Origin of the sequence: Paenibacillus sp. S-38 (assembly GCF_049942825.1) — a bacterium.
Classification (GTDB): domain Bacteria; phylum Bacillota; class Bacilli; order Paenibacillales; family NBRC-103111; genus Paenibacillus_G.
On sequence record NZ_CP187970.1, the window covers coordinates 7,620,001 to 7,631,738 of the forward strand.

The 11,738-nt window shown below is 59.1% G+C and carries 13 protein-coding genes (1 of these 13 running past the window's edge); 5 read left to right on the plus strand and 8 right to left on the minus strand.

The annotated features are described in order from the left end of the window. The 4 genes from ACP26L_RS33175 to ACP26L_RS33190 all read right to left on the minus strand — a co-directional run. Window positions 1–1,420, minus strand: partial view of an alpha-glucosidase gene (locus ACP26L_RS33175; RefSeq protein WP_426449862.1) — the 5' portion only. 272 nt of this gene lie to the left of the window's left edge; only the first 1,420 of its 1,692 coding nucleotides appear in the window; it begins with the start codon at window positions 1,418–1,420; the stop codon falls past the left edge of the window. Between the two features lie 196 nt (window positions 1,421–1,616). After that, window positions 1,617–2,303: an HD domain-containing protein gene (locus ACP26L_RS33180; protein ID WP_426455193.1), complete on the minus strand. Its 687-nt coding sequence runs from the start codon at window positions 2,301–2,303 to the stop codon at window positions 1,617–1,619. 1 nt (window position 2,304) lies between these two features. Further along, a complete protein-coding gene (locus ACP26L_RS33185; RefSeq protein ID WP_426449863.1) occupies window positions 2,305–2,553 on the minus strand; it encodes a hypothetical protein in 249 nt (82 codons plus the stop codon). A gap of 103 nt (window positions 2,554–2,656) precedes the next feature. After that, window positions 2,657–3,478: a helix-turn-helix domain-containing protein gene (locus ACP26L_RS33190; protein WP_426449864.1), complete on the minus strand. Its 822-nt coding sequence runs from the start codon at window positions 3,476–3,478 to the stop codon at window positions 2,657–2,659. Between the two features lie 187 nt (window positions 3,479–3,665). Here ACP26L_RS33190 and ACP26L_RS33195 point away from each other — a divergent pair, with 187 nt between their 5' ends. Then, entirely contained in the window at window positions 3,666–5,918 is a 2,253-nt protein-coding gene (locus ACP26L_RS33195) for an FAD-dependent oxidoreductase (RefSeq protein ID WP_426449865.1), read from the plus strand. 164 nt (window positions 5,919–6,082) lie between these two features. After that, on the plus strand, window positions 6,083–6,652 hold the full coding sequence (locus ACP26L_RS33200) for an O-acetyl-ADP-ribose deacetylase (RefSeq protein WP_426449866.1): 570 nt from the start codon (window positions 6,083–6,085) through the stop codon (window positions 6,650–6,652). A gap of 234 nt (window positions 6,653–6,886) precedes the next feature. On the opposite strand, the gene ACP26L_RS33205 is transcribed toward ACP26L_RS33200, so the two are convergent. Next, window positions 6,887–7,249, minus strand: coding sequence for a response regulator (locus ACP26L_RS33205; protein WP_426449867.1), 363 nt, complete (start codon window positions 7,247–7,249; stop codon window positions 6,887–6,889). Between the two features lie 248 nt (window positions 7,250–7,497). On the opposite strand from ACP26L_RS33205, the gene ACP26L_RS33210 reads away from it, so the two are divergent. Further along, window positions 7,498–7,590 (plus strand): YjcZ family sporulation protein, encoded by a 93-nt coding sequence (locus ACP26L_RS33210; protein WP_426449868.1) that lies wholly within the window; start codon window positions 7,498–7,500, stop codon window positions 7,588–7,590. Window positions 7,591–7,687: 97 nt separating this feature from the next. On the opposite strand, the gene ACP26L_RS33215 is transcribed toward ACP26L_RS33210, so the two are convergent. Then, a complete protein-coding gene (locus ACP26L_RS33215) occupies window positions 7,688–8,278 on the minus strand; it encodes a spore coat protein (protein WP_426449869.1) in 591 nt (196 codons plus the stop codon). A gap of 173 nt (window positions 8,279–8,451) precedes the next feature. Here ACP26L_RS33215 and ACP26L_RS33220 point away from each other — a divergent pair, with 173 nt between their 5' ends. Then, complete coding sequence (locus ACP26L_RS33220; protein WP_426449870.1) at window positions 8,452–8,997, plus strand: hypothetical protein; 546 nt, start codon at window positions 8,452–8,454, stop codon at window positions 8,995–8,997. Between the two features lie 509 nt (window positions 8,998–9,506). On the opposite strand, the gene ACP26L_RS33225 is transcribed toward ACP26L_RS33220, so the two are convergent. After that, complete coding sequence (locus ACP26L_RS33225; RefSeq protein ID WP_426449871.1) at window positions 9,507–10,136, minus strand: stalk domain-containing protein; 630 nt, start codon at window positions 10,134–10,136, stop codon at window positions 9,507–9,509. A 250-nt stretch (window positions 10,137–10,386) separates the two neighbouring features. Between ACP26L_RS33225 and ACP26L_RS33230 the strand changes: the two genes are divergently transcribed. Further along, a complete protein-coding gene (locus tag ACP26L_RS33230; protein WP_014372507.1) occupies window positions 10,387–10,830 on the plus strand; it encodes a chemotaxis protein CheW in 444 nt (147 codons plus the stop codon). A 224-nt stretch (window positions 10,831–11,054) separates the two neighbouring features. Here the strand turns inward: ACP26L_RS33230 and gcvH are convergent, their stop codons facing one another. Beyond that, on the minus strand, window positions 11,055–11,456 hold the full coding sequence (gene gcvH / locus ACP26L_RS33235; RefSeq protein ID WP_426449872.1) for a glycine cleavage system protein GcvH: 402 nt from the start codon (window positions 11,454–11,456) through the stop codon (window positions 11,055–11,057). Window positions 11,457–11,738 lie beyond the last annotated feature (282 nt).

Genomic DNA, 11,738 nt, shown 5'->3' on the forward strand with positions numbered 1-11,738 from the left:
TCGGATGCTTTTTGCGGAGGGAGATCAGTCGGCGGTAGTAATGAAAAACGGAATTCGGGTCGGAGCGTTCCGCCTCTACGTTGATGGATGTATAATTCGGGTTAGCCTTCATCCATGGGGCACCGCTTGTAAAACCCGCATGCTCCAAAGCATTCCACTGCATTGGCGTCCGCGCGTTATCCCGCCCCCTGCTATAAATAACCTCCATAACCTCACGGGGATCGCGCCTCTTCTCCTCCACCTGCTCCTTATAGAACTGCAGGGTACTGATATCCCGGTAATCGTCTATCGACGGGAAGCGCACATTGGTCATCCCGATCTCCTCGCCCTGGTAAATATACGGCGTGCCCTGCATCATGTGAATCATCGTGGCCAGCAGCTTGGCCGACGGGACGCGGTATTCTTCATCATCGCCCAGCCGCGAAACGGACCGGGGCTGGTCATGGTTATTGAAGTAAAGCGTATTCCAGGCCCTGCCCTCCAGCTCCGTCTGCCACTTGCTGAGTACGGCGATCAGATCTTTGAGCTTCCAGGGGACAATGCTCCACTTGTCCTTCCCATAATCAAGCTCGACATGTTCGAATTGGAAGATCATCTGAAGCTCCTTCCCCTCCCTGCCGGCGTACCGGAGCGCGTCTTCCGTCGTAGCGCCGCCCGTTTCGCCTACGGTCATGAGATCGAACCGCGCCAGTACCTCCCGGTTCATCTCCTGCAGATACTCGTGAACACGGGGACCGTTCTCATAATATTGCTTCCCATCGGCCAGTTCTCCCTCTCCTGCGCTCGGGAAGGATGGATCCTTCGAAATCGAATTGATGACATCCATCCGGAAGCCGTCCACCCCTTTGTGAATCCACCACCAGATCATATCGTATAACGTGCGTCTGACCTTGGGGTTGTCCCAATTCAAATCCGGCTGGTGCTTGCTGAATAAGTGAAGGTAGTATTCGCCGGTCTCTTCGCAGTACTCCCATGCCGAGCCGCAGAACATGGAAGCCCAGTTGTTCGGAGGGCCTCCGTCGCTGCCCGGTGGTCTCCATATGTAAAAATGGCGGTACGGATTGTCCTTGGACCGGCGCGATTCCTTGAACCACGAGTGCTCGTCCGAGGTATGGTTGATCACCAAATCCATCATCAGCTTCATGCCGCGTCCATGAATCTCTTCGATCAGGAGCTCCCAGTCCTCCATCGTTCCGAACTCTTTCATAATCCGGAAATAATCGCTGATATCGTACCCGTTGTCCCGGTTAGGCGATTCATAGATGGGAGACAGCCATATGACGTCGGCACCGAGCTCGCGGATATAATCCAGACGCTCGACCAGGCCCCGCAGGTCTCCGATGCCATCCCCGTTGCTGTCCATGAAACTGCGGGGATATACCTGATACACCACGCTTTCCTTCCACCATTTTCGCTCCATCCGGATTCGCTCCTCCCAATTATTTTTATGCTGTCAATGATTCATAGGGTAAGTCCTTCAGCCTATTAACCACCTGCAGCGCGCCCGATAACAGGATAACCCTTTATTTTCCATAAAATCAATTTCCGTGCACAGCAAAAAAACCTTACCGGTTATCGATCCGATAAGGTTCATTGGGCATGCAGCAGCTAATCTATCACTGCGGTTTGCGAAGCAGCGGACTCTCGCCCTCCCACTCCTGATAAAACTGCTGCAGGAAACCCTCCATATACTTGTGGCGTTCCAGTGCCAGGGCACGTCCGGTGTCCGTGTTCATCAGATCCTTAAGCTTCAGCAGCTTCTCATAAAAATGGTTGATGGCGGTTCCCCCGCTGCTCCGGTACTCCTCCCGGGTCATGCTCTCCCGCGGCTCCTCCGTGGGGTCATGCATCAAGCGCCCCTTGGCCCCGCCATAAGCAAAGGTCCGGCCGATGCCGATCGCCCCGATCGCATCAAGACGGTCGGCATCCTGCACGATCCGCCCCTCGAGGGTCCGCATCGGAGCTCCATGCCCCCCGCTGTACGACACGTTCCGGATGATCTCCATAATATGAGCGGTATCCCCGGCACCTGCTCCCGCATCCTTCAGCCACGCCTCAATCCGCTGCTGCCCGGCCTCTTTGTCTTCAACGAGCTTCTCGTCTGCAAGATCATGAAGCAGCGCGGCCAGCTCACAGATGAACACATCCGCTCCCTCGACCTCGGCCATCCGCCGTGCGGTACGGGCCACCCGAAACATGTGCCACCAGTCGTGGCCGCTGCTGTCCCCTCCAAGCTGCTCCTGTACCAAGCCCTCAGCCTGGGTGATCAATCTTCTCCGATGCTCTTGGTCCATCCCGTTCATCTCAATCTCCGCCTCCGCTATCGCAGCTTCCTCCATCGCTTCCCGAACCGAAGCCTCCGCTGCCTCCATTCGAACAGCTGCTGTCCGGGCCGCTGCTGCTTGTATCCATCCCATTATAATGGTGCGTACCGTCATAATACATATCGTTCCCGTTTCTTCTGCCGCCCCTTCGGGCTCTGCGGTCTCCCCTCAGACCGCTGATTACCGTTCCTACAATCGCCACGAGCACGATAACGACGATGAGATTCAAACGATTCAGCCTCCTTTTGCTGGAAAAGGCATCCATAAGATAACCTTATAGACGAACCGGAGGGCGCGTGGGTTGCACTTCAAACGTGAAGCGGCGCAGCCATTCAAACCCGGTGAAGCTTCCTGTAGGCGGAGGGGGAGAGCCGCAGCTTCCGCGAGAACATCCGGCTAAGATAAAACCCGTTCTCGTAGCCGCACCGCTCGGCAATCTCATCCAGCGTCAAGGCGGTCTCGAGCAGCAGCGTCCGGGCCTGCTGCAGCCGCAGCGACGTCACATAATCCATCGGCGATACTCCCAGCGCGGCCTGGAACCTTCTCGTGAACTGAACGGGCGTGCACCCCTGCCCCGCCGCCAGCTCCTTCAACAGGACAGGCCCGAAGGCATGCTGCCGGAGCCACAGAGCCGCCGCCTGCATCTGCGGATCTTCGACTTCGGCCTGCCGTCCGGAGGCCGAGGCCAGCTCCCGTTCAAGGCAGATGAGCTGCCATAAGTCTTGAAAGCCGTGTGCCGCAAGAGCCAATCTGCGCTCTGGGGAGGCGTGCTGCAGCTGCTCCATATAAAAGTAGTTCGAAGAGAGCCTCTGATGATCCACCACGGAAATCGCGCCTGCGGGATGCGGCAAGAGGCCCACCCCCTCTCCATTCGGCTCGGAGGCAGAGGCGGCGCCGGTGCTCCACCGGAAAGCAACGAAGTGAAACGATAGCTCCTCCAGAACCTCGCGCTCGAACCGCTCCCCCGGCGGACAGAAGACGATGTCTCCGAATCCTGCTTCCCCTTGTACTCCGCTGACGGAATAACGAAAGCGTCCTTCCTTGACGGCGAAGGCCACCCAGTCCCCATACGCATCCTCCCGAAGCTGAAAGGCCCGGATCCGTTCCCAGTAGACTCGGTTCGTCACCTCCGGAACCCAGCGCCAATCCGGCATACGCAGCACCTCTCTTCGGCTGAAATTTTGTATATGTTAGTGATCAATTACGTGCATGTTCAAAGGCCTCCGCCTTGAATACAATGGAACCATAATCATCTGATCTCAGTATAGCAGAACGGCCATGCAAGCGTAACCACCAACGGACTGCGTATGAAATTTCGTATAACATTGATGAGGTGATCCCATGAAAAACGAAACCGTACAAACCGATATTGCCGTCATCGGCGGAGGCCTTGCCGGCGTGAACGCTGCGATTGCCGCCGCGAGGCTCGGCCGAACCGTCGCCCTGGTCCAGAACCGCCCGGTTCTCGGCGGCAACTCCAGCAGCGAGGTCAGGGTATGGGTATGCGGAGCGACCGGCCACGGCACCCACCGCTATGCCCGGGAAACCGGCATCATGGGCGAGCTCTTCGTGGAGAATCAGTACCGTAATCCCGAAGGGAACCCGTACTTCTGGGACCTGGTGCTGCTCGAAGCCGTCCGGGCGGAGAAGAATATCCAGCTCTTCCTCAACACGGATGTGCACGAAGTGGAGGCGGAGGGCTCCGAAGAGGACCGCAGCATCGTATCCGTGACGGGGTGGATGATGGGCTCGGAGCGGCGCATCCGCTTCGAGAGCGGCATGTACCTCGACTGCACGGGCGACGGGCTGGTCGGCTTCCTCGCCGGGGCGAAGTACCGCCTGGGCCGGGAGGCGCGGCACGAGTACAACGAGGAATGGGCGCCGGAGACCCCGGACGACATTACGCTCGGCAGCACGATCCTTTTCTACAGCAAGGATGCGGGACAGCCCGTGAAGTACGTCCCTCCGAGCTTCGCCAAGGACATCACCCAGACGTCGATCCCGATCCGGCGGGTCATCCGCAGCGGCGACTCCGGCTGCCATTACTGGTGGATCGAATGGGGAGGCGAGCTGGACACCGTGCACGAGAACGAGCGGATCCGAGACGAGCTGTGGTCCGTCATCTACGGCATTTGGGATTACATCAAAAATTCCGGGCAGTTCGAGGCGGAGAACATGACGCTGGAGTGGGTCGGCTCCCTGCCCGGCAAGCGGGAATACCGCCGCTTCGTGGGTGACTATGTGCTGAACCAGAACGATATCCTCGCCCAGCGGGAGTTCGAAGACCGCGTTGCCTTCGGCGGCTGGTCGATCGATCTGCACCCGCCGCAGGGCATGTACGCGCAGGAGAGCGGCTCGAAGCACCTCTACACGGACGGGGTCTACCACGTGCCGTTCCGCTCGCTCTACTCGGCGAACGTGAGCAACCTGCTCTTCGCCGGGCGCAACATCAGCGCCACGCATGTAGCCTTCGGCACGACGCGCGTCATGGCGACGTGTGCCGTCATCGGCGAAGCGGCCGGCACCGGCGCGGCGCTGGCGGTGCAGCACGGGACGACGCCCCGCGGCGTCTACCGCGAGCACCTCGCCGAGCTGCATCAGACGCTGCTGCGGCAGGATGCCTCGGTCATCGGGCTGCGTAGCGCCGATGACGCGGATCTCGCCCGCCGGGCGGCGGTCAGCGCGTCCGGCCATCTGCGGCGCCTGGGCCTGGAAGCACCGGCGGAGCGCTATCCGCTGAAGGCGGACGCCGGGCTGCTGCTGCCGGTCGCCCCCGAGCTCACCGAGCTGGAGCTGCTTGCCGATGCGGCGGAGGACACGGTGCTGGAGATCGAGGTGTGGAGCACCGGCAGGCCGGAGAACTACGTGCCGCATACGCTCGAGCTGCGGAGCACCGGGACGGCCAAGGCCGGAGAACGCCAGTGGGTGAAGATCCCGCTCGGCTGGGCACCGGAGAAAGCGCAGAATGCGTTCGTCGTCGTGAAGGCCAATCCGCAGGTGGCGCTGTACCTGTCCGATCAGCCGCAGACCGGCGTGGTGGCTTTCCACCACAGTGCGGCACCGGCCTCCGCCCAGAACCCGGAGAACTACCGGAGCGATCAGCCCGTCGTGGAATGGACGATGCGGGAGCTGGGGGCCCGCCGGCCATTCTGCTTCCGGGCCCATCCGGAGACGAACGCCTTCGCGCCGGATCAGGCGGTGAACGGCTACCTTCGTCCCTACGGCCAGCCGCACCTCTGGGTATCCGAGCCGCTGGCTTCCGGAGGCGAAGCGCAGCTGGAGCTCTCGTGGCCGGAAGCGGTACAGGTAAATGAGGTGCAGCTCGTGTTCAACGACGACGTGAACGAGGATCTGATCAATCTGCACCACCACCGCACACCGTTCGAGATCATCCCTGAGCTTGTGCGGGATTACCGTATCGAAGGCCTCATCGACGGCTCCTGGCAGGTACTGCACCAAGAGCGGGACAACCGCAAGCGCAAGCGGGTGCACCGGCTGAATGCGCCGGTAACGGTAGAGCGGCTGAGGCTGGCCGTCGGGCAGACGAACGGCAGCCCCAGTGCCGAAGTCGTTGAGATCCGCGTGTACGGGTAGCCCCCGCAGACAGCCATGTTCGGCAGGAAAGGCAGAGGGATCGCGAGATCCCCTGTCTTTTTTTTGTGCATAAGACCTGCACCCGGGCATAACAGCTGCCGTTGAAGTGGGTAAATAGGAAGATACGAAGAAAAATGGGGGCGCTTAAAGGAGGCGGAATTCTTATGACGACAGCTGCGATCACAGTCGGCAACGTATCCTTTGAAGTTATGCGGGGCGATATTACCCGGATCAAGGCGGACGCCATCGTCAATGCGGCCAATTCCAGCCTGCTCGGTGGCGGAGGCGTGGACGGGGCCATTCACCGGGCCGGCGGAAGGGCGATTCTGGACGACTGCATCCGCATCCGTTCCAGGCAGGGCGGCTGTCCTCCGGGCGAAGCAGTAATCACAACCGGGGGCAGGCTGCCGGCTTCCCACGTGATCCATACGGTAGGCCCTGTATGGAACGGCGGCACCCAGGGGGAAGCCGAGGTGCTGAGGCGCTGCTACCGGAGCGTGCTGGCCCTGGCGTCAGAGCACGGGCTCCGCTCCATCGCCTTCCCGAACATCGGGACGGGCATCTACGGGGTCCCCAAAGAGCTCGCGGCGGCCTGCGCCTGGGAGGAAGTAACCGCCTTCGTCCGAAGCCATGCGGATGGACCAGGGACGATCCGTCAGGTTCTCTTCGTCTGCTACGACGAGGAGAACTTCCGGCTCTACGCGGAGGAGGCGTTCAGGCGGCGCTCCTCTTAAGCCGGGCTGCCCTCGGCAGGCCGCATACCGAGGAGAGCGAAAAGCGCTGGGACATGGAGACAGCCGCCTATGCCGTCCTTTTGAGGACGGTGTGTGAGTATTGAACATATCCAATGACAGAAACAAAAAGCTGCCGGAGCATGAGCTCCCGGCAGCTTTTTGGCTTCTTTGGGGTAGGCAGGCGGAAGGACCGGTCGGCCCTTCCTGTGACTGCAGGAGATGTCCCGCCTTTTTTTAGAGGCCGAGCACTTTGTTAACCGACTCCACGACCCGGTCTTTCTGAAACGGCTTCACGACGAAATCCTTCGCCCCCGCGGAGATCGCATCCACAACCATCGCCTTCTGGCCCATCGCTGAGCACATGATAATCCGCGCTGCGGGATCATGGCCCCGAATTTCTTTCACAGCCCCTACCCCGTCAAGCTCCGGCATCGTAATATCCATCGTCACAAGGTCAGGCTTGGTCGTCAGATAGGCGTTCACCGCTTCTAGGCCGTTGGCCGCTTCCCCGATAATCTCGTGTCCCGCCTCCGTCAGCATCGTACGGAGCATCATGCGCATAAACGCCGCGTCGTCCACTACCAGAATCTTTGCCATGAGCGTTCTTTCCTCCCGGTCATTTAGTATGATCCCATTATGCCAAAAACCTTTGAGGATAGGATTAGGAACGCCGCCGGCAACCGTTAGTTTTCTTAACATTCTGCTAACGACTGGTCTGCCGGGTTCCTGCCCATTTTAGCCGCAGCCGGGCGTACACCCATCCGCCGCGGAATCCAAGGGCATAGGATATAGGGTGTGAAGGAGCTCCGGCTCCGAAGCAACAAGGATTGAAGGAGGAATGAACAATGGGTGCATATGCCGGCGGTTTTACTTCGACAGGTGCCATTCTGGTTCTCTTCATCTTGCTGGTGATCGTGAGCAGCGCGCTCGTTCTGTAAGATAAAGAAATAGGAACACCAAACAGCGGCCGGAGCCTGGACTCCGCCGCTTGTTTGTGTTGTCGCCGCTGCGGGTTTCGTTCCCGTCGGCTCCGTGCTAGTGATTGAAATGAGTCTGATAAGGCTGCTGCTGCTGTGCGGGCTGGACCGCCCCGATCATCGTACGCATCGTGTGGTCGGCGAGCTGCGGAGCCTGGTAGTAGCCTTTGTAGTTCATATATTGGAACATCTCGAATGCCATCTCTTGGCAGATATTAGCGGAGGTCGCATGGTACTGGCGGATCTGCGGCTCGACACATTCGTTCGCCCACAGCATGGAGACCGCCGAGCCGGTTTTGTGCAGGTTCAAGGCAATCGTCGAGATCGACACGTCGGACAGCGTCGTCGCGTTCGGATTGGGAGCCGGCAGGGATGGCTGCTGCAGTCCGATCTGAGGCTGCTCATACACCCGCAGTTCAGGGGTATGCGGTGGAGCAGGAACCGCGATGCCTCTTCCCTGAAGCAGCTGAACGCCGAAATTGTACCCTTCGATCATGCGGCGCTGCTGGTTGAACAGAATGTCCTTCAGATGTGTGTCCTGCGCCATCGAGAACAATACGCCGTACAGTTCGATATGCGCGGCTTTGGTGCGCACCGCTTCCTGGGTCTCGAGAAACTCATGAGCGGCAAAACGTTGCTGGGTGTGCATGTGAACCTCCTGAAGAAAATAATTTGATGGTTGACGCTCTTACAAGGATAGGATGTCCAAGGAATGCATCATTATGTATGATTTTCCAAATTTACTAAGAAATAATCGGAGCTAAGCCGCGGCAACAATCGGGGGGTGGAGTTCGTCCGATTCCAATAAGGAGGAACCCGCCCATGTTGAAAAGCAAACTGCGCCTGTGGGCCGCAGGCTCGCTGCTGCTCGGTCTGTATGCCGCCTCTGCTGACTCTCCGCTCCCCGCCGAGGCCTCGGCCATGCAGGTCGATGTCCAGGTTCCCGCTTGGCCGGTAGAGCTCGACGGCTCCGCTCTGAACCGCCTGCAGAGCACTTATCCCCCGCTCCTCTTTCATGACATTACGTATATCCCCATGACGTGGGACGTCAGCCGGGCCGCAGGGCTGCAGCTGAAATGGTCCGCAGAAACCGGTCTTACGATCCGCTCGGGCGTGGAGGAACGCGTCCCCCTCTCCCCGGCTGCAAAAGCGGGTCCCCCTGCCGGTAGCCGCCCCCTCACCGCCTATGTCGCCTCCTTCCCCATCACCATTGATGGCAGAACCGTCGACCTCGCCACCGACCCTTATCCCCCGCTGCTGTTCCGCAATGTGACCTATTTTCCACTGACCTGGGAATACACCGTAGAAACGTTCGGCTGGACTACGTCCTGGGATCTGCACAAGGGCCTGTCCGTCTGGACAAAATGAAGGAGGTCTCTAAACCTGGACGCCCGCCGTGTCGATAAAACCAATAGGCAGATTGCGGCAGGCGGGTTCGTCCGGCAAGCTCGGTCGGCTGTGCAAAGGTAGAGCCTCTGCTTATATGCCGGCGTGGATTGAACCTTCGGGAAAGGAATTGGGAAGGAGGCTCTGCGAGGCACGCACTTCTTGGATAAGAGCTTGGGGCATACCGCGCCAAGTGATCCTTAGGGCACGACGTCGTGGAAAAGCGGCCTGGGGCGTACGTTCACAAGAGTGAAGCTCAATGAAATGGATGACCCTGCACAAGATGCGGAGTATGGAGGGCATGCGGAGCAGCGCGAAAGAAGCTCACTACGCATAACGGCTCCGCCGGAGCGGGCCTTCTTGAGAGGGGCTTCCCGGGAGGGGCTTCCCGGGAGGGGCTTCCCGGGAGGGGCTTCTTGTGGGGGACTTTTATGAGAGGCTTCATAAAGAGAAGCCGGCTCCTGCGGAACCGGCCTTGAAGGGAAAAGATGTTAGTATTCCGACGTGCTCGACGTTCCGTCCGGATATACGATGTGAACGCTGACCGGATGGGTGCCGCCCTCCGAGGCGCCGGCAATCCAAAGCTCATAGCGGTCCACTTCCCCGGCTGCGTTCCAGGAGACGAAGATCTGTGCCTGCAGGTCGCCCCGCTGCAGAGCTTCAATGTCGGCACTCACGCCGCCGCTGTTCTGGTAGCCGGATTTGGCCCCGATGTCATAGCGCCACTGCTGGCGCGAGCTGTCGAGCAGTGCGGAGAAGGACGGCTCACCGAGCGCGTCGCGCACTTCCTTGGAGGACATGCCCCGCTCCAGACGGTATCGGGCGGCCCAGATCCGCTTGGCGGCCTCGTCCGCTCCGCTCGGCTCCGAGACGACCGCAACGGTCTTGTCTTCTTCCCGGTAAACCGCACCGGCCCCAAGGTTCTCCGCCATATAGCGCAGAGGGACGTAGGTGTGGCCGTTATAGTTCAGAACAGCGAACCGGGAAGGCGTCTCTACCTTCTCGCCGTTGAATTCGAATTGGACGGGGAAGAGGACCGCCCGAATTTCTTCCGATGCATAAGCGGCCGCGGAGAAAGCCAGCCCCGCTCCGCAGAGCAATCCTAGCACAAATTTTTTCATGAGTACCTCCCGTATTCTTGGCTGCAGAACTGCCGGTTCGTGAGGAATAAGACCTTTTGTGGATGACCGTGACTTCTCTATATTATACAAGCATCCCGTCCCAAAAGGGTAGCCGGCCCGAAACACGCACCGCGATACGGCCGGCAGGTAAGGAATACGGCAGGAGCCGCCTCCTTACATAGTGTCTCTCCCCTTGGTGTACAATGAATAGAAAGACCCGCAGAACGTTCCATTCGAGGAGGCAACAGCCGTGGAATCCCAAACATTAGAAGCTATCATCTGCCGGATCGGCAGCGAGAAATATGCCATTTCGGCCCAGCAAATCAAGTCGATCGTGCCCGTAACCAAAATTACGCCGGTCCTCAAAATGCCGACCTATGTGCTCGGCGTCATGAAGTATGAGAACAAGCTGCATACGATCATCGACCTGCGCCACTATCTGGTCGGCAGCCATACAACCGTCAAGCCGACCACCCGGATCATCATCATCGGGCTCGGGGACAAGACGTACGGGCTGATGGTGGAAGAGGCTTACGACTTCACCTCCATCCCGATCAAGAACATGGATGAAGGCGATCTGCCGGAAGAACGCCCGTATATCCAGGGCTTCGTCACCTATAAGGAAGAGCTCGTGTGCGTACTCAAAATCCGCGAGCTCATGGAATATATCGCACAGCACCCGGAGAACGAGTAACCGGAGAACCAGTAATAAGAAAAGCTGTGGGCCGCCGTGCGGAAGAGTGCTGGACCGTCTGCAGTTCGGGCGTTTAGGAACTGGCCGCAAGGAAGGAGCGCCCCCAGGCCAAGCATGGAGCTGATCGCGAGGCACGCCAAAAGGCCTCACCAAAAAGCCGAACCCACCGCAGTTCCGTGCGGGGGTTCGGCTTTTTGGCGAAAGGAGCCGGAGCGGGCCGGCCTTTACTCGTTAAGTGAATCGATATGCGAGAGATAACCTTCGGCGGTGAGCAGATGCGCCCCGGCCTGCTCCAGCGTCCCCTCGATCGCCAGCTCCACCACCCAGCCGGCCCCGTACGGGTCCTCATTCACCTGCTCAGGCCGATCGAGCAGCACCTCGTTGACCTTCACCACCCGTCCGCTTACAGGAGCGTACAGGTCCGAAACGGTCTTCACCGACTCAATGGTGCCGAGACTCCCCCCCGCTTCCACCACGGCACCGACCTGGGGAAGCTCCACGAAAACGATATCCCCAAGCTCCCGCTGGGCAAAATCGGTGATGCCTACCCGAATCGTACCGCTCTCCGCCTTCGCGGCCCACTCATGATCCTCACTGTAAAGCAGCTCAGCCTTCACCACACTCATCCCGGCTCCACCCGCTTTCCCTGAAAATAGTGGAAAAATTCGATTTCATATAAGAGAGTAAAGCACCCTCTTTCCCCGTGTCAAGAATATAAACAAAATACTTAGAAAAGTCAGATTATTGGTTGACATTTCCTGCGGTGTCACGTATTAATGAAATTAGCATGGCTGGGCTCTTTCCAGCCTCTCGCCTTTCTTCCGCCCTTCCTCCCCTGTACAGAACCACACACAAACCCAATCACAGACTCAATCACAAACTCAATCACAGTCACGCAGCTGCTGGCC